Source organism: uncultured Umboniibacter sp., assembly GCF_947497555.1.
Classification (GTDB): Bacteria; Pseudomonadota; Gammaproteobacteria; order Pseudomonadales; family DSM-25080; genus Umboniibacter.
Genome location: NZ_CANMGY010000001.1, coordinates 160817 through 178305 on the forward strand (window position 1 = coordinate 160817; position 17489 = coordinate 178305).

Annotated in this window: 15 protein-coding genes and 1 riboswitch; of the genes, 6 read left to right on the top strand and 9 right to left on the bottom strand. The window is 48.5% G+C overall.

The window, feature by feature from the left end:
* Positions 1–313: 313 nt before the first annotated feature.
* From Q0698_RS00655 to Q0698_RS00665, 3 genes are all read left to right on the top strand, one after another.
* On the top strand, positions 314–991 hold the full coding sequence (locus Q0698_RS00655) for a GntR family transcriptional regulator (protein ID WP_298632729.1): 678 nt from the start codon (positions 314–316) through the stop codon (positions 989–991).
* Positions 992–1119: 128 nt separating this feature from the next.
* Positions 1120–2493 carry an aspartate aminotransferase family protein gene (locus Q0698_RS00660; protein WP_298632730.1) on the top strand — a complete coding sequence of 458 codons (1374 nt, stop codon included), beginning with the start codon at positions 1120–1122 and terminating at the stop codon, positions 2491–2493.
* Between the two features lie 128 nt (positions 2494–2621).
* Positions 2622–3980: a Na+/H+ antiporter NhaC family protein gene (locus Q0698_RS00665; protein WP_298632732.1), complete on the top strand. Its 1359-nt coding sequence runs from the start codon at positions 2622–2624 to the stop codon at positions 3978–3980.
* Here the strand turns inward: Q0698_RS00665 and Q0698_RS00670 are convergent.
* Positions 3973–5211 carry a sterol desaturase family protein gene (locus Q0698_RS00670; RefSeq protein ID WP_298632733.1) on the bottom strand — a complete coding sequence of 413 codons (1239 nt, stop codon included), beginning with the start codon at positions 5209–5211 and terminating at the stop codon, positions 3973–3975. The two genes, Q0698_RS00665 and Q0698_RS00670, sit on opposite strands and share 8 nt — an antisense overlap.
* 149 nt (positions 5212–5360) lie before the next feature.
* Positions 5361–5723 carry a hypothetical protein gene (locus Q0698_RS00675; protein WP_298632735.1) on the bottom strand — a complete coding sequence of 121 codons (363 nt, stop codon included), beginning with the start codon at positions 5721–5723 and terminating at the stop codon, positions 5361–5363.
* A 50-nt stretch (positions 5724–5773) separates the two neighbouring features.
* A riboswitch (SAM-I-IV-variant riboswitch) is annotated at positions 5774–5877 on the bottom strand.
* Positions 5878–5985: 108 nt separating this feature from the next.
* On the opposite strand from Q0698_RS00675, the gene Q0698_RS00680 reads away from it, so the two are divergent.
* Positions 5986–7809 carry a DUF885 domain-containing protein gene (locus tag Q0698_RS00680; RefSeq protein ID WP_298632737.1) on the top strand — a complete coding sequence of 608 codons (1824 nt, stop codon included), beginning with the start codon at positions 5986–5988 and terminating at the stop codon, positions 7807–7809.
* A 126-nt stretch (positions 7810–7935) separates the two neighbouring features.
* Here the strand turns inward: Q0698_RS00680 and Q0698_RS00685 are convergent, their stop codons facing one another.
* On the bottom strand, positions 7936–9843 hold the full coding sequence (locus Q0698_RS00685; protein ID WP_298632739.1) for an autotransporter domain-containing protein: 1908 nt from the start codon (positions 9841–9843) through the stop codon (positions 7936–7938).
* Between the two features lie 246 nt (positions 9844–10089).
* Between Q0698_RS00685 and Q0698_RS00690 the strand changes: the two genes are divergently transcribed.
* Together Q0698_RS00690 and Q0698_RS00695 are read left to right on the top strand one after the other, a co-directional pair.
* The gene (locus tag Q0698_RS00690; RefSeq protein WP_298632741.1) at positions 10090–10620 is read left to right on the top strand and encodes an NAD(P)H-dependent oxidoreductase; all 531 of its coding nucleotides are present in this window, start codon (positions 10090–10092) and stop codon (positions 10618–10620) included.
* Between the two features lie 233 nt (positions 10621–10853).
* A complete protein-coding gene (locus Q0698_RS00695; protein WP_298632742.1) occupies positions 10854–12155 on the top strand; it encodes an FAD-binding oxidoreductase in 1302 nt (433 codons plus the stop codon).
* Between the two features lie 80 nt (positions 12156–12235).
* Here the strand turns inward: Q0698_RS00695 and Q0698_RS00700 are convergent, their stop codons facing one another.
* From Q0698_RS00700 to Q0698_RS00725, 6 genes are read right to left on the bottom strand one after another with little or no spacing between them, the layout of a single operon-like run.
* Complete coding sequence (locus Q0698_RS00700) at positions 12236–13327, bottom strand: alkane 1-monooxygenase (protein WP_298632743.1); 1092 nt, start codon at positions 13325–13327, stop codon at positions 12236–12238.
* A gap of 10 nt (positions 13328–13337) precedes the next feature.
* Positions 13338–13895 (bottom strand): acyloxyacyl hydrolase, encoded by a 558-nt coding sequence (locus Q0698_RS00705; protein WP_298632745.1) that lies wholly within the window; start codon positions 13893–13895, stop codon positions 13338–13340.
* A complete protein-coding gene (locus Q0698_RS00710; protein WP_298632746.1) occupies positions 13882–15111 on the bottom strand; it encodes a beta-ketoacyl-ACP synthase in 1230 nt (409 codons plus the stop codon). Before Q0698_RS00710 ends, Q0698_RS00705 begins: the two co-directional genes overlap by 14 nt.
* Positions 15111–15869, bottom strand: a complete 759-nt coding sequence (locus tag Q0698_RS00715) for a 3-ketoacyl-ACP reductase FabG2 (RefSeq protein ID WP_366140236.1) — start codon at positions 15867–15869, stop codon at positions 15111–15113. Before Q0698_RS00715 ends, Q0698_RS00710 begins: the two co-directional genes overlap by 1 nt.
* A complete protein-coding gene (locus Q0698_RS00720) occupies positions 15838–16272 on the bottom strand; it encodes a hypothetical protein (protein ID WP_298632752.1) in 435 nt (144 codons plus the stop codon). The genes Q0698_RS00715 and Q0698_RS00720 overlap by 32 nt, the downstream gene beginning before the upstream one ends.
* Positions 16272–17441, bottom strand: a complete 1170-nt coding sequence (locus Q0698_RS00725) for a beta-ketoacyl-ACP synthase (RefSeq protein ID WP_298632753.1) — start codon at positions 17439–17441, stop codon at positions 16272–16274. The genes Q0698_RS00720 and Q0698_RS00725 overlap by 1 nt, the downstream gene beginning before the upstream one ends.
* Positions 17442–17489 lie beyond the last annotated feature (48 nt).

A 17489-nucleotide genomic window follows, 5' to 3' on the forward strand; every position in this document is an offset into this window, starting at 1 on the left:
AACAAACTAGTTTTCTTTTAATTTTGTGAGTTTGCGGACTCCATTTCACCTCTCCTAAAAGAGGCCTCTCTTTCCATGCCGCACTGTAATCAATGTGATCACAATAAACAGGTCAATCCTTTATAAAGTGCTATGATTTCCCTGTCAACTAGCAGCGCGACTTAGTGAGAAGTACCTACATGAGTAAAGGAACCGTCTTATGTGCGTTAGCAGCGATATTCTCCGCGAGAATTTTTTTTGCAGGCTGGACAAATTACAAACATTTGATCACTATCAGGTGATAATAAAAAGATAATCAACGAGGCCAGACACGATGTCCACAGAACGCCCCCGTTTTAAGACTCAGCAAGAAGCCGTCTATTTCGAACTGCGTGAAGCCATTCTTCGCGGTAAATTTCAGCCTGGAAATAGCGTAACACTTCGCGGTGTAGCCGAAATGCTTGACGTAAGTTTAATGCCCGTACGAGAATCGCTTCGCCGTTTAACCGCTGAACGAGCACTGCAATTATTAGACAATCGACGAATTGCTGTTCCTACAATGAGCGAATCCAGACTCGAAGAGATCTATATAACGCGCTTTACCCTAGAATCCTTCGCCGCGGAAAAAGCGATGGCAAATATTGACGCCGCCGCAATGGGCAGACTTGAAGAAATCAATAGACTTCATAACCGTGCGATCGCAGAGCGCGATGTTGAAAATTATATTTACCTGAACTTCGATTTCCATCGTCAAATATACAGCTATAGCGGGCTAGAAGTTATTTTGCCACTAATAGAAAGCCTATGGTTACAGATTGCCCCGTTCATGCGAATGATCAGCGATCGCTTTGCTCAAGAGGGTGACTTCGATGAATCAGAAGATAAGCACCTCGAGATCTTAGAAGCCATCGGTAAACAAAACGCCACGCGTCTCAAGCATTTAATTCAAGATGATATCCTCGATGGCGTCCGCATACAGCAGGAAATGATGGGCTGGCAAGTATCCAGCTAGCGTAGTTGTGATCACATTCATCGGAATAATCTTGACACTCGCTCCTAGAATGTGATCACATTAATGATTATTGAAATTCGACGCGAAGAATCCAAAGAGATTCTCCACTCAAACTGGGATTAAAAATTATGAACAAGCCGATGAATTCTGCGGAACTAAAAGCAATGGACGGTGAACATCACCTTCACCCATTCACTGACTTCAAGGAATTGAAGGAGCGCGGTACGCGTATTGTTACTAAGGCCGAGAATGTCTATATCTACACCGATGAAGGCCAGAAACTTCTCGACGGTATGTCAGGACTATGGTGCTGCAATCTTGGCTACTCGCAGCCATCTATTGTTGAAGCGGTTGCCAAGCAAATGGCTGAGCTACCGTACTACAACAACTTTTTTCAGTGTTCGCACCCACCTGCCATTCAGCTTTCTAAAGAATTGACTGATCTGGCACCGGCTCATATTAATAATGTGTTCTTCACCAACTCTGGATCGGAAGGCAATGACACCGTTATTCGTCTAGTAAACCGCTACTGGGATCTGAAGGGTCAGCCCGAGAAATGTAATATCATTGCCCGAAACAATGCGTACCACGGCTCAACCGTTGCCGCAGCAAGCCTTGGCGGCATGGGTTACATGCACAAGCAGTTTCATACATTAGGTAACATTCACCACGTAGACCAGCCATACTGGTTCGACGAAGGTGGCAACATGACGCCAGAAGAATTTGGCCTGAAAGCGGCACAATCACTAGAAGAAAAGATTTTAGAACTGGGTCCAGAGACTGTTGGCGCCTTCATTGCCGAGCCGATTCAGGGCGCGGGCGGTGTCATCATCCCGCCATCAACTTATTGGCCAGCGGTTCAAGCTATTCTAAACAAGTACGACATCCTATTCATCTCTGATGAGGTGATCTTCGGTTTCGGTCGTACCGGTAAAATGTTTGGCTGCGACTACTACGGTACAAAGCCTGACATGATCAACTTCGCAAAAGCTGTCACTAATGGCTACCAACCACTCGGTGGCGTACTAGTTGGCGATAAAGTGACTGACGTACTTAAAACACAAGGTGGTGATTTTAACCACGGTTTCACTTATTCAGGTCACCCTGCAGCCGCTGCTGCCGCTTTGGCAACGCTGAAAATCATGCGTGAAGAGAACATCGTCGAGAACGTTGCAAAGGAACTCGGCCCTTACTTAGCAGAGAAGCTAGTCGCCGTTGCTGAGCACCCACTCGTTGGCGAAGTTCGCTCTGTAGGGTTAGTTGGCGCCATTGAACTGGTTAAAGACAAGCGCACACGTGCTCGCTGGGGATCAGACGGAGAAGCTGGCGGTGCCTGTCGTCAAGCCTCACTAGACAATGATCTAGTCATGCGCGCAACGGGTGACATTATGCTGATTGCTCCGCCATTGGTGATTACCAAGGCTCAAATCGATGAACTTATCGAGAAAGCTATGAAGGCGCTCGATCAAGCTCATGAGCAGCTAAAGCGCGATTTCTCCTAAGCTTTTTCAGCTAACAAAAACACCGGCATTTAGCCGGTGTTTTTGTATCTAGCAGCAAAGATCTATCGAGCAATACCGACGATAAAAAGAAAACACTATCTCGTCGAAAACTAGAGGAAAAATAACCTATGACCGAGCACTTTGGCTTTCTTAGCCTCATCCCAACAGCCATTGTACTAATAGTTGCCATCATCACTCGAAGAACCATCGCAGCAGTCATCTGCGGTGTCATTGCAGCCTTTATTCTTATTGACGGTATCAACTTCCTACCCTCCATTTCCACTGCGGTATTGAATGTTATGCAGGCCGAAGACACCGGCTGGGTGCTCCTGGTTTGTGGGCTCTATGGTAGCTTCATTGCGCTACTTGTTCGTGCAGGCGGAGCGCAAGCTTTTGGTAACATGGTTACTAAGCGAGTCACTACGAAGCAGGGGTCGCTGCTGTGGACCTGGCTTTTAGGCCTCGTTATCTTCTTAGATGATTACCTCAACTCGCTAACGGTAAGCTCCTCCATGAAGAAGGTGACCGACAGTCACAGAACTTCACGAGAAATGTTAAGTTATGTGGTTGATTCTACGGCGGCGCCGATCTGTTTAATCATCCCTATCTCTACGTGGGCCGTATACTTCGCAAGCTTATTGGAAAGTAATGGCGTAGCCGCGGACGGCGAAGGAATTAACATCTTTATCCAATCCATCCCCTATATGTTCTACCCATTCGTAGCTGTGATTATGGTGCCCTTGGTCATTACCGGAGTCATTCCTCTTATTGGCAAGATGAAACTCGCCGAGGAACGTGCCGAGAGTACCGGGCAGGTCATTCCACCCGGCAGTGAGCATATTGAACTGGATGACCCCTATGAAGCGGGAGATAATGAGTCACCCAGTATTAGTCTCTTCTTCGTACCCATTCTGGTATTGATCGGCTTTACGATTTGGTTCGATATCGACCTTCTGATTGGCGTCATCGCGGGGATTCTAATCACCTTTATTCAATATTGGCTGATGGGCGTACTCAAGCCCAGCGAGATGTGTGACAGCGTGATGGCCGGACTTAAGACGATGCTACCGGTGCTCACCATTCTTATCTCGGTCTTCACCCTTATCGAGGCCAACAACTCTCTCGGCTTCACTGCCTTCATTATTGAAACCGTGTCCCCGCTAATGAGTGCCAAGATGCTACCCATCGTAACCTTCATTACCATGGCCTTCATCTCTTTCACGACGGGTTCAAACTGGGGCGTATTTGGCTTGGCGATACCGGTTGTCTTTCCGTTAGCAGAGGCCTTAGATGTAAACATTTATCTCATGGCAGGGGCACTGTTCTCTGCGAGTGGCTTCGGTAGTCAGGCTTGCTTCTATAGTGACTCGACTGTGCTAACAGCGCAGGGAGCCGGCTGTAGCAGTTACGACCACGCCATCACCCAGCTCCCCTACGCGCTCATTGCGGCAGGCATCTCTGCGATAGGTTTCCTGATTGTCAGCTAAGTGACGACTGCTCGGTGGCATTCTGAAAGCGACCGAGCAGCACCAACGCCAGCGTGTTTACGGCAAGATAACCCATGATAATGCTAAGGTCCAGGCTCAGCGGTAGTGTCAACACAACGACTGACGACAGACCAATGCGTAACCACTCCACCCTAAAGCTATTCGCTCTTTCCTCCAAAATCCCTGCACAACTCACAAGTGGAACACTAATCAACAACCAGGTCAGCCACAACGTAGGATTATCGTAGCTGAGTGAATTCAGTGCAAAGAAGGTTGAAAAGACACTGCAAGCCGCTAATTGAAACGCCGCATAGGCGATCATTGGCGAAGTTAGCATAGGCTTGTAGCGTGCTAAGGTTCCTCCACGCGCCATGGTCTTTGCTAACGGATAATCATCCTGCATGTGCTGGGCTCGCCAACCGGTTCGGCCAAAAACCAATCGTAAAGCCTCCAACCAATTCTTGGCTCGGGGTATATCTATCGCCATCTGCTTCCAGACCTGAAAGTTGGCCGTTAATGGCGAGAGGCTTCTTACCGGCACGGTTACACCATAATCAATTTTCAGTCCTGGAATTTCTTCTTGGAACGTACCGAAAAGTCTGTCCCAAATAACAAAGACTCCACCATGATTCCGATCGATGTAGACATCGTTTTGGCCGTGATGGACGCGGTGGTTTGATGGCGTTACGAATACCCTATCCAGCCACCCTAGACGATCAACATAGCGCGTATGAACCCAGAATTGATAGACCAAGTTGATGGCTCCCACCGTCGCGATTGTCGCGGGGCTAAAGCCGATTAAATAAAGGGGAAAGTAAAAGATGAAGCCGAAGAGTCCACTACTCGTTTGCCTGAGTGCGGTAGTAAGATTGTATTCTTCACTTTGGTGATGAACCACATGGCTCGCCCAGAAGAAGTTGCATTCATGGCTTATGCGGTGAAACCAGTAATAGCAGAAATCGTAGAGCACAAACGCCACTAGCCAAAGCACCGGCGTCATTTCAATGGCCTCAAATAACGTTACGCCATTTAACAGATCTAAGTACACCCAGCCGCCAATGCTAATCAGTATGACCTTGGTCGAAATGCTCCATACACCCAGAGCTAATGAGCCAAAGGCATCAGCAAACGGCATGTAATGCTTGCCGCTACGGTGGTCTAACCACCATTCAATACCAATCAAAAGAAAGAAGATTGGAATCGCGGCAAACACAATCATACTTGTCATCATTTAACTCCCTGCTGAAACTGACAACGTCATTCTAGTCACATTATCATAGCCATCAGAGCTTACTCAAGCTAACTGTCTTTCCGCTCAGTCGGCGGCATCCCCTAATCAAAGAACCCAGCTAGGCACCCAGCAAGGTGGAGGAAGACGCGTTAGCCAATCTTTTCTCGCGCTTCGTACTCACCCAGCTTGTGCTCTCCGAAGGAATCGAGCGCCCAATACTTGTCTTGAGTAATCACCGCAATTAACCGGTCTCGCCCCCAGCGCTTTGCCTCACCACAGGGAAGCATTTTCGCAAGACGATGTGAAATACGACGCCGTCGCGCTGCATCATCTAACTGCAGGAAGTCCGAACCTAATGGTTGGCGAATTTGGGTCTCAAATAACATTACCCCACGCTGCCACGCTGCTTGAGACGTGCTAAGACTGAGGCTCTCAGACCAGTATAGGTAGGGTTGGAAGGCTTTCGCAATGGGCTTTGCGTTAGTGCTTTGAGAAAAATTGTTGGCGGACATTTATACGCTCCTAAAGTAAATAAGAACGCATCAAGTAAAGTGAACTACAAGGAAACCTGTTTGGTTACGCTATTGCGTCACATCCTCCGGTTGGAGTAACCACCTTGCTCAGGTAAGCAGGTTGGCGAGGGATAACCCTCTCTTGATGCTCTGATCAGTATACGGAAATTCGTTGCTATGTAAATAAACTAGGGAGATTTAACGAAACACGATAATATCAATAGCGATTACTCAAAATAATAAACTTAGAGGGAATCTAATCATGAAGAGATTCGCAAAGTATGTCGGCCTACTACTGGTCGTAATCATTGCTGGCGGCGGTACCTTCGCGGCCTACGAATGGAATGCTGACAAACCATTCAGATTCAGGTCTTTGCTGGATAGAGAAGTCGTAAAGCTAGCATTTGAAGATCCTGAAATACTCACCTCGCTCGGCTTCCTAGAAAGCGTAGGAATTAAGGGCCATAACGCTCACCTGAGTGATGCGAGTTTGGCTAACGATGAAGTCATGATGACGAAAGCCATCGAGATTAAGGGGCTCATTGAAGCCTATCCCGATAGTGAGCTTTCAGAGAATGATTTGCTCTCCAAACGGATCTCCCTCTATTTATTGAATTACTTAGAGGCGGCAGCGCCCTACCAGTACCATAACTACCCTGCAAATCAACTATTTGGTATCCAAAGCGCTTTCCCGAGCTTCATGCAGGCCCAGCATCAGGTTCACGATATTGAAGACGCCGAGAACTATCTTCATCGTATGACGGAACTCCCACGCAAGTTTAATCAGTATATGGAAGGGTTAGTGCTGCGAGAGGAACGTGATATTCTTCCCCCGCGCTTCGTGGTTCAGCGCGTCTTAGACGAGATGAATGCCTTCGTCGCAACGCCGCCAATGGAAAATATTCTCTACACGGCGCTTGAGGAAAAGTTGTCCTCAGCGGCGGAAGTCACTGACGAGCAGAAGCGCGATATCCTCCAGCGAGCCATCGGCCATATTGAGAACGACGTTTACCCTGCGTACGATACGTTTATTGTTTACTTCAATCGCGTCATTGAGAAGACCAACTCAGAAGATGGAATTTGGCACCTCCCACAGGGCGACGAAGTCTACGCGCTCGCGTTGCAGTTCTTTACTACCACCGATTACACCGCCTATGAAATCCATGAGATTGGATTGGCTGAAGTTGATCGAATCCAGGCGGAAATCCTTGATATTTTAGCGGCGGAAGGTTACGACACCAGCGTTGGCTTCACCGCAGCAATGGAAACCCTCAGCGCAAATCCTGACTTCTACTATGAAGATAGTGATGCAGGACGCGCACAGATTTTAGAGGATTACCAAACCATCTTGGATGAGATTGACGCAGGGATAGATAGCGCCTTCAATATTCGCCCCATCGCGGGTATGGAAGTGGTAAGAATTCCTGAGTTTAAGGAAAAGACTTCTCCCGGTGCTTACTATCAGCAGCCAGCCATTGACGGCTCCAGACCTGGTCGCTTCTTCGCAAACCTTTATGACATCAAGGCGACGCCGAAGTTTGGCATGCGCACTTTGGCCTACCACGAAGGTATTCCTGGACACCACTTCCAGATTGCCATCGCGATGGAACTAGAAGGTATGCCACTTATTCGTCGCATGTCGCCATTCACCGCCTACACCGAAGGTTGGGCGCTCTACTCAGAGCAAGTAGCATGGGAGCAAGGCTTCCAGAACGACCCCTACGATAACATTGGCCGTCTGGTTGCAGAACTCTTCCGAGCAGTGCGCTTAGTCGTCGACACCGGTATACACCACCAGCGTTGGACTCGTGAGGAAGCGATCGAATATATGCTAGTTAACACTGGCATGGCTGAGAGCGATGTCATCTCAGAAATCGAGCGCTATATCGTCATGCCCGGTCAAGCAACAGCATACAAGATTGGTATGATGAAGATCCTCGAACTTCGCAGCAAAGCGCAAACAGCGTTGGGTGATCGTTTCGACATTCGTGATTTCCATGATGTCGTGCTGAAAAATGGCGCCGTTCCGTTAGCTATTCTCGAAGAACTCGTGGATCAGTATATTGCCGAGGTTGGCACTCAGTAGCGAATGATACTTGTCATGTTTGGGTTGTAGTTTTTAATCCATAAGACAAAAAAAGGCGACTCATTTGAGTCGCCTTTTTATTTTACTGCAGGCGAGTAGCGCGAGCTACTAACCCATCAACACTGCTTAGAGCGCGAGACTTAGACCCAAGGTGTACATGTCACCTTTACCTAAATTATCGACGTCTTGGTAGCGATACTGACCTGATACGGTAAAGCCATCAATCTTAAAGCCTAAGGTCGCATCAAGTTCGGTAGCAGAACCCGCTCGCTCAATAGAAGGTAGCCAGAAGCTATTTTCCTTGATAGTGCTGATTCCCATGCGGGTCTCTTCACGCCCTTCATTATCAGACTCAAGCTGGCTGGCACGCACATCAAAGAACCAATTTTGACCGCTATACCCTGCGAACAATCCATAACCTGCGGTCGCTTCACTCCAGTCTTGGCTAGCAACAAACATAGCATTAGCATTCATTTGCTTCTCTTCGAAGTTATCAACGCTAGCCTTCTTATAGCTGGTTACAACAAATGGACCCAATTCGAATCCTGAATCAGCAAACAGATTGTAGCCAGCTTCTAAGGTTACACCCGCTGTGGTGTAGTCAGCGCTCGCTGTCTGAATTCTGTCTAAAGAAAGAATGCGGAGGTGACGGGATGTATCCATCGAACCGTAGCTAAATTCCGGCGCAATTTCGCCGTACAGGCCACCAGAAACAAAGTTTAATGATAGCGCTAAGCCAAAGCTATCAGCATCCACTGAGCCACTCTCAACGCCACCACGCATCGTGGTACCCACTGACTGACCGAATGTAAGCTCTGAGCTTGACCCAGTGAAAGCAATACCAACACGCATTGATTCACTCATTGGCGCTTGGTAACCCACCTGAAGCTGCTCAGTGGTACGCTCACCGTTAGTCATAAAGTCTGCATTCCAATCTGTCGTATTGTTCGACATATTAAGCAGCACACTTGCGCCCTCGTCACCAAAACGGAAACGTGACATTTGCGTTCGGAAGCTCGCCATCTGATCACTTGAGCTCGCTAATGCTAATGCTGGCATTGATGAGAAGATATCAGGAGCTGTGAAGATTGACTCTAGGCCTGCACCGAAAATTGCGTGACCCGCGCCCGTTGGGTGAACAAAGTCATTGAACGCAAAGAAATCAGGATTGGCGTTCGGATTCACTGAGCCATCAGGAAGGATAGCTTCGAAGCCACTCCAATATCCCGATGCAGCAGAACAACTACCATCAAAACAGGTAACACCTAATGCGCTACCAGGTAGTGCAAAACCATATGCACCTGGATTTTCGAACAATTCGATCATCGCAGTATTGACGTCTGGCATGATGATATTTGCATCGCTACCACCAACCAATAAAGTTAGTGCGGTATTGAAGCCATCAACACCTGCCTTAGTAATCGCCTTGGTTCCTGGCGCGACCGCTTCCAAGAAATTAATCGCCGGAGATAGATCGAGTGCCACTAAATTGGGCACAACAATGTAGTTAGCGCCCATTGAGTCTAGCGCTGCCGCTGCAGTGAAAACGTTTCCAGCACCAATTGAGATATCACCTGCACCAAACGAACCGTCGCCGTCGTAGTCAGGCTGCTGCAGAAAATCATTACCGCCGGCGCTCACATAGTAAATAGCATTAGGATCAGCCTGACCCATTGAGTCTTGGGCGTACGAAGAAAGCGGCCCGAGAATAGGGTGTGTTTGTCCAACTGGAGATGCCACAGAGGCCAATACTTGAGCAGAGTTGAAACCGCCAACTGCGTAGTTAGTCCCCCCCATCAATTCTGGCTTTGGCGCATCCAGCTTGAGTGCCATAGCAAACAGCTCAACACCTAGGTATTCAAACTCTCCGGTAGTGTAATCTGGGCCGATACGATTAGTGGCTTTACCGCCAAACATTCCCGTGTCACTCAGACTGTCACCAAAGACATAGACTTTAGAGTAAGGAGAATCTGCAATGGCAGCACCGGACATTAGTCCTAGCGCAATACTAGTAGCGATTAGTGATTTTTTCATGACATCCCTTTTTTGTTTTTATGGTTTGTAATACCAGTTTACGCCAAAAAAACCTCACTAGACTAGTGAAAACTCTGCTTTTTTCTCGAATTTTGCTTGTTTTTCATTCATTATCGAGAATTTTAGCAACTAGAGGAAGGTGCTTCTGTGTCACCTAGGTGACTATGCTAACTAATCAGCAGTTGGCTTAGCCGCGCGCAGCTGGCTTAATAGCCGCACAAGTTCTAATTCACGAGGTTCACCACAATGACTATTCTCGCTTTCGGAGCAAGCACTAGCTCCACTTCAATTAACCAACAATTCGCACAATTCGCTGCCGGTGCCATTGCCGATGAATTTAACGCAATTTCACTGCGCGACTTTGAGAGTCCAATCTATAGCAGCGATGAAGAAGCCACTAATGGTATACCCGACAGCGCACTGCAATTACATGGCCTTATTAGCGAAGCGGATGTTCTGGTCATTAGCTTTGCTGAGCATAACGGCACTTATACCGCCGCCTTTAAGAATCTCTTTGACTGGATGTCTCGCCACCAGCAGAAGGTTTTTGCAGACAAACGAGTGATTTTGCTTGCCACCTCACCGGGCCCGGGCGGAGCTAAGAACGTACTAAATCAGGCGGAAACCTCGATGCCATTTTTCGGGGCAAGCGTATTAGGTTCTTTTTCACTCCCAAATTTTAATCAGACTTTCTCTACCGAGTCCCTAATGCTTATTGATAAAGATCAAGTACAACGCTTTGAAGCATTCAAAACCGAGATCATTAGTAAGCTGTAGCTAGCGCTCTGCCGTCAGTTAGACCTAGAGGCTTGAATTTAGGGTTACGGTCGCCGCATAATAAGACTATGTTAAACGCCGTGACCAACCTCATTCTTTGGGATCATTTCTGTAGTACCTCAGCCGCCTGGCAAGACATCAGCAGCGGCGACGATCCCGACCCTGCCCGCTCTTAATTTGTTGTAAATGCCTTACGGCCACGTTATCTAATCACAAATTATGAAGGTACATTTATGCTTCTTAGCTCCCCTAAAGACGTGCGCGAGCACACTGACAGTTACTATGCCGCATCCATCAACAATCAAAGCAACTACCCTAGTGTTGAGGGCGATCTCAACACTGATATCTGCGTCATTGGCGGCGGCTTTAGCGGCGTCAATACCGCGCTGGAGTTAGCGGAGCAAGGCTTTAAAGTGGTACTGCTTGAAGCCAATCGAATTGGCTGGGGTGCAACGGGACGAAATGGTGGACAGATTATTGGCGGCATTGGTCATAAGCTGGAGCAGTTTAAACGGAGTATCGGCGATGACGGCATCAAGACTATTCAACAGGCCGGCTGGGAGTGCTGCGAGATCATCCGCGAACGGGTTGCAAAGTATAATATCGACTGTGACCTTACGTGGGGTTACGCGGATGTTGCGATCAAACCCAGACACATTGACGAGCTAAAGGCCTTTCAGGCAGAGCAGCACGCCGCAGGGTACCCGTATCAATTGGAGTGGGTCGACGCTGAGCAGATGCGAGAGCATCACGTGAACTCCGATAGCTATCTGGGGGCGCTTGTAAACAAAGCGGGATATGGCCATGTCCATCCACTCAACCTCTGTCGTGGTGAGGCTGCCGCCGCTGCGTCACTCGGCGTACATATTTTCGAACAAACCAAGGTTACGCGCGTTATCGAGGGCGATAAACCCAAGGTCGTTACCGAGAAAGGTTCGGTAAGCGCCGATTTCGTGGTGCATTGTGGCAACGCCTACATGGGCGACTTGCAGCCAAAACTTGCGAAGAAAATACTGCCGTCTACCAGCTGTGTAATAGCCACCGAACCGCTAGGCGATCTCGCTGAAAAGATAATGCCCGGTAATTTAGCCGTGTGTGACCCTAATACTGCGCTGGATTACTTTCGTCTCTCAGCTGATGGGCGAATGCTCTTCGGAGGGCTATCGAACTACACCGGACTAGAGCCGAAAGACTTAGTTGGCACCATGCAAGCGAAGATGATTAAAGTGTTTCCTGAACTTACATCCGCCCAGGTAGACTTTGGCTGGTCTGGACAAATGGGTATTGGTATTAACCGGATGCCCCAGCTAGGTAGATTGAGCAAGAATGTGTTTTACATTCAAGCCTACTCTGGCCATGGCGTAGCACCCACTCATCTAACTGCGCGGGTCACTGCAGACATGATTGCTCAACAGGCTGATCGCTTTGATGTATTCGCTAAGATACAACACTGGAACTGGCCAGGCGGAAAATTATTCAGAAGGCCAGGGATGGCACTGGGCATGCTTTGGTTCAAACTGCTTGACGAACTTTAGTCCATAGTAGATTGCCGTCAATGGAGCTGCTGGAATATCAGCTCAGCAGCTCAATTTTCACTAATTATTTTATCAGCTACTTAGCTGACTTCGTTATGGTATTGCTGCACCCGAGGGTTCATAATCCGAAACCACAACGGTGGTACCAACGCAATTAGAATCATGGTGGCGTAGCCCGCTGGCAACTGGGGACTCTCGTCGTGGTGCCTCAAGACTTGATAACGTCGCTGCGGATAAGCGTGATGATCAGAGTGACGCTGCAACTGAAACAACAGGACGTTAGTGAGGAGAAAATTACTATTCCATGAATGCGTGACATTGGTCTTCTCGTAGCGTCCATTCTCTTGCAGACTGCGCGCTAATCCATAATGCTCAATGTAGTTGATTATTTCGAGAACGCCGAAAGCAATTACACTCTGAACTAAGAAGAATCCTAAACCCGGAATACCCCAAACTACCAGCATCACAAAACCCAAGAACGCACTCAGTGTATACCAGCCAATTAGTTCATTCCGCCACCATGGCAGCTGACGGAGACGGAGGCGTTGATTCTCCAGTCGCCAAGCATTCATCGTATTATGCCACACAGCACGAGGCCAAAAGTGATACAAGGACTGACCAAACTTAGAAGATGACGGGTCATTGGGGGTGGATACCCATACATGGTGACCGCGCACGTGCTCAACCTTAAAGCCCGCATAGCAGACCATTGCCAATAGGCAGCCACCGGCGAAGCGCTCGAGTATGGTATTCTTGTGGATCAGTTCATGACCTACGTTAATGGCAACCACCGCACCCGCTGTCCCCATTGAAAATAACCATCCTGACTGGGCCAACCAGCCTTCTAGCTGGAGACTAAACACCCAAGCTGCAAGCACTAATGTCAGACAATATAGCGGCGCGCAGAGAATAATTAGCCAACGGTAGTAGGCCTGACCAGTGAGATCCTCAAACTGAGTCTCCTCATTTATATTATCGCTATCTCGTCCAATAAAGCGCTCTAGAACTGGAACCACCCCAAACACAATAGCGGGAGTTAACCACAGCCAAAGGCTAGCTTGCGTAGCAGCCCACAGGCCATAACTTACCCACATCGAAAGCGGTGTCAGCAGTACCAATAAGTACGCATACTTCTTTACTGCTAAGAAACGATCCGCTTTATCCATTGCCATGCCATTCTCCCTAGAAGCGCCTTCCGATTGCCAAGTTGATGGGCGAGTCCCATCCATCATTAGTGCTTGACCAGCCCGCATTCGAAATATGTTGATAACTTAGTGAAATAATCCAGTCATTTGGCGTCACTACCCCCGCTGCGAGTCGCGCATTGAAAGCGAAATGTCTACTTTGCTGACGATAACCCAGCGAGTTCTCTGAGATCCAGCTGGGACCCAAAGCACGCACTTGAAAGAATGCCTGTCCTAGGGCGAATGATTCTGGGTAGTAGAGCGTCAACTGCGGGTAGATTGAAACCACATTGACGACTTGCGCTCCAGGGCCGGCGTTCGTTCGCCACTGAGCTACGGAGGTGCCAATTGACAAAGTTTGCCTCGGAGAACGCTCCCAAGCCCACCATTCAACATCGAGCGCCACCAAACTATTATCTTGAGAAGCATCAAACTGCTTTCCACCGCCGACGTTTAGCACCAATGAATGCAGCGCGAAGTTATCAGCGTGGACAGACGAAGACGCTATCAATCCAGATAACATCAGCAATGAAAGAATTCGCCTAGGCGTCTTCATAACGCTTAAATATTAGCGAGGTGTTAATACCACCGAAGGCGAAGTTATTGCTCATAATATAGCTGGTATTTACTTCACGAACATCATTGCGAATGTAGTCTAACGGCGCACACTTGGGATCGACTTCATTCAAGTTAACGGTGGGACAGAACCAACCGTCATTCATCATATTGATGGAAAAAATGGCCTCCAACGCGCCACAGGCTCCCAGAGTGTGCCCCATATAACTCTTCAGCGAAGAGATTGGTACCGAGTTACCAAATACATTGAAGGTTGCATGGCTTTCCGCGATGTCTCCTCGGTCGGTAGCCGTACCGTGGGCATTAATGTAGCCAATATCCTGGGGCTTTAACTGCGCGTCAGCTAACGCCATTTCCATAGCTATCTGCATCGTCTCTTGATTTGGCTGGGTTATATGAGAGCCGTCGGAATTGGTACCAAAGCCCACTATCTCAGCATAGATCTTTGCGCCACGGGCCTGTGCCGACTCCAAGGTCTCCAAGATAAGAGATCCTGCGCCTTCTCCAGTGACTAGTCCGTCGCGATTAGCGTCAAAAGGCTTAGGCGTTGTGGCTGGCTCTTCGTTTAAGGTACTGGCAGCGTAAAGCGTATCAAATACGGCCGCATAGCTTGGCGAAATCTCTTCAGCACCCCCTGCAACCATCCAGCGTTGTTTCCCTTCCCGAACCGCCTCGAAGGCATATCCGATACCCTGACTGCCCGAAGTACACGCCGAACTCGTCGTAATCACGCGTCCTTTTAGTTTGAAGAAAACCCCAATATTAACGGGAGCAGTATGCGCCATCATACGGATATATGAACTGGCATTGAGCGTGCCCGTAGACTTAGTCACTAACATATTGCCGAAGTCCATGAGCCCCTGCTCGGCGCCCGCAGAGGACCCAAAGGAAACGCCCATTGAACCATCTTGAATGGCTTCATCATCAGCTAGACCAGCATCCGCCAAGGCTCGTTGCGTCGCTGCAACCGACAGTAACGCCACGCGCCCCATGCCGCGCATTTGCTTTCGGTTGAAGCCGGGATCAGTGAAAATGGCTGGCGCACCCAACTGGGTGTACAACCCCTCGTATTCACTCCAGCCGGGAAAATGCTGAACTGCATTCTCCACCGCTTTCAGCTTAGCGCTGATATCAGCCCAGTCTTCACCTAAGGGTGAAACGCTAGACATACCCGTGATGACAACCCGATGAGCCATTAGCAAAGCCCTCCGTTTACCGAGATAACTTGGCGAGTAATATAACTCGCGTCTTCACTTAAGAGGAATTCAACTGCTGCTGCAACTTCATGTACCTGGCCCACACGCTGAGCTGGCACCATTTGCTTTACTATGTCCTTCGGAACATCCTCAACCATATCAGTCTCAATCATTCCAGGGGCGACACAATTGACGGTAATCTTTCGCTTTGCTAACTCAACCGCGAGTGCCTTGGTAGCACCAATAATTCCCGCCTTGGCGGCGGAATAATTAACTTGACCACGATTACCAATTAGACCTGAGACTGAAGACATGGTAATAATTCGTGCGGGTTTTCGGGTTCTAACCATCGGCATGATGCAAGGCTTCACCACGTTATAAAACCCATCTAGATTGGTATCTAAGACGGCATCCCAATCCTCATCACTCATCGCCGGAAAAGCGTTGTCTCGAGCAATTCCTGCATTAGCTACTACACCGTAGTATGCGCCATACTCTTCCATATCGGCTTCAAGAGCTGCCTGAGTGGCTGCACGATCCGACACATCAAAACAAAGCAGGCGCGCGGTTGATCCTAACTCGTGGATCGCTGCAACAACCGCCTTAGCGGCCGCTGCACTTGCTACATAATGCACAACTACTTCGTAGCCCGCGGTTGCCAATCTCAAGGCTATTCCTTTGCCAATTCCTCGGCTTGATCCTGTCACTAAAACCGTTTTCTTCATTTTATTCGTCGTCACCTGTTGGCTTAAATACATTAATCCGTGCACTACAGATTAGTTTATCAGCAGTGCGAAGTTCACAACAAAAGCTGGAAAGCCCATTCTGCCCAACTAAATCCTCTTGAACCCGAGCATACAACGGTTCATTCTTTGGTAGATAGGTTACTTCAGTGTGATATCGCCGAGTGCCTAATAGAAATCCGACTTTAGGCTTGTTGCCTGCTTGTTGATCCCGATAGCCTGCCCACATTGCAATGGTTTGCGCCATCATCTCCAAACCAATATAAGCTGGGACTCTGCCTTCTACTGCAGCGAGATGATCATCTTCGATTTCAGTACTACTCAGCGCATAGTCATCACCAAATTCAAGACCTCTATCGATAAAAACCATGGGACCTTCATGAGGTAATAGCTTAGCCGTCTCTTCTTTGCTCAACATTAACTCGGCTCGCTTTTCGTCAAGACCACAGAAACATTAGAGCCGCCAAACGCAAAGGAATTCGACATCACGGCTCGAATGTTAGGTTTTGAGGAAGTTTCTCGTAGTAAGCCAATATCTGCAAATTCCTCGGCGATTTCATCGGTTAGATTGACCGGTAACGTACCATGTTCTAGACAGCTGAAACACAGCGCGCATTCAAGGGCGCCGGCGGCACCCAAAGTGTGCCCAAAGATTCCCTTCGTGGAGCTACAATCAACTTGACCAAAGATACTCCGCACGGCCTGAGACTCCATGGCATCATTCTGCTCGGTCGCCGTACCGTGAAGGTTTAAATAATCAATATCTAGCGGCTCAAGTTGGGCGTATTCAAGTGCAAATTGCATTGCGCTTTTGGCACCCAACGCTTCAGGGTGCGGCGCAGAAAAATGATGTGCATCCGATGCTGATCCGACACCAGCAACCTGAACTCCACTGGAATCTCTACTCAATAGGAAGAGGGCACCGCCCTCACCTAGGTTAATACCGTCGCGTTGGGCGGAAAAAGGTAGGCATTGCTCATCACTCATCGCACCCAACGCTTGAAACCCTCTAATGGTTAGATCACATAGCGTGTCGACGCCGCCGGCGATAACGAGATCGCAAATATCGTTTTCTAGCCACCGTTTAGCAGTTCCTAGAGCGTTGGCGCCGGACGAACACGCGGTAGAAATAGAAAGGCAAGGTCCTAACAAGCCGAGATAATTTGCCAAGCTGATAGAGGGTGACGAAATATCCTGTTGATTCAGGTGAAATTGGGTATTCTGTGCGGAGCCATCGCCAGCGGCCAAGGCACGAAAGTAGGGCTCACTCTCAGCGATGCCTGATGTTGATGTACCGATTACAACGCCGATACGCTCAAAGGGTACCTCAGCCCTTAATTGATCAAAGGAAGTCGCTATTTGCTCGAATAGTTCCCAGAGCATTTGGTTGTTTCGAGAGAAATGAGTTACGGGCCAATCTGCTGGAAGTTCGGCATTGATATCTACCTCACCGAAGAAGCTGCTAACCCCCGCTCGAGTCTTAGGTACTAAACCGACATTCCCGACGAGAACGTTTTCGTAACACTGTTTCAAAGTACGACCAGCAGAGGATAGCGCTGCGACAGCCACTATTCGACATTCAGACATTTGATTCCTACTTCTAATTATTGGAGGTCTACAATCCGTTGTTATAAT

Bases quoted from the DNA above. Each gene is read 5' to 3' on its own strand.
- Q0698_RS00675 (WP_298632735.1), bottom strand. From the start codon at position 5,723: ATGTCCGCCAACAATTTTTCTCAAAGCACTAACGCAAAGCCCATTGCG.
- Q0698_RS00700 (WP_298632743.1), bottom strand. From the start codon at position 13,327: ATGGCAATGGATAAAGCGGATCGTTTCTTAGCAGTAAAGAAGTATGCG.
- Q0698_RS00725 (WP_298632753.1), bottom strand. From the start codon at position 17,441: ATGTCTGAATGTCGAATAGTGGCTGTCGCAGCGCTATCCTCTGCTGGT.
- Q0698_RS00690 (WP_298632741.1), top strand. From the start codon at position 10,090: ATGACTATTCTCGCTTTCGGAGCAAGCACTAGCTCCACTTCAATTAAC.
- Q0698_RS00710 (WP_298632746.1), bottom strand. From the start codon at position 15,111: ATGGCTCATCGGGTTGTCATCACGGGTATGTCTAGCGTTTCACCCTTA.
- Q0698_RS00680 (WP_298632737.1), top strand. From the start codon at position 5,986: ATGAAGAGATTCGCAAAGTATGTCGGCCTACTACTGGTCGTAATCATT.
- Q0698_RS00695 (WP_298632742.1), top strand. From the start codon at position 10,854: ATGCTTCTTAGCTCCCCTAAAGACGTGCGCGAGCACACTGACAGTTAC.
- Q0698_RS00660 (WP_298632730.1), top strand. From the start codon at position 1,120: ATGAACAAGCCGATGAATTCTGCGGAACTAAAAGCAATGGACGGTGAA.
- Q0698_RS00665 (WP_298632732.1), top strand. From the start codon at position 2,622: ATGACCGAGCACTTTGGCTTTCTTAGCCTCATCCCAACAGCCATTGTA.
- Q0698_RS00685 (WP_298632739.1), bottom strand. From the start codon at position 9,843: ATGAAAAAATCACTAATCGCTACTAGTATTGCGCTAGGACTAATGTCC.
- Q0698_RS00720 (WP_298632752.1), bottom strand. From the start codon at position 16,272: ATGTTGAGCAAAGAAGAGACGGCTAAGCTATTACCTCATGAAGGTCCC.
- Q0698_RS00715 (WP_366140236.1), bottom strand. From the start codon at position 15,869: ATGTATTTAAGCCAACAGGTGACGACGAATAAAATGAAGAAAACGGTT.
- Q0698_RS00705 (WP_298632745.1), bottom strand. From the start codon at position 13,895: ATGAAGACGCCTAGGCGAATTCTTTCATTGCTGATGTTATCTGGATTG.
- Q0698_RS00670 (WP_298632733.1), bottom strand. From the start codon at position 5,211: ATGATGACAAGTATGATTGTGTTTGCCGCGATTCCAATCTTCTTTCTT.
- Q0698_RS00655 (WP_298632729.1), top strand. From the start codon at position 314: ATGTCCACAGAACGCCCCCGTTTTAAGACTCAGCAAGAAGCCGTCTAT.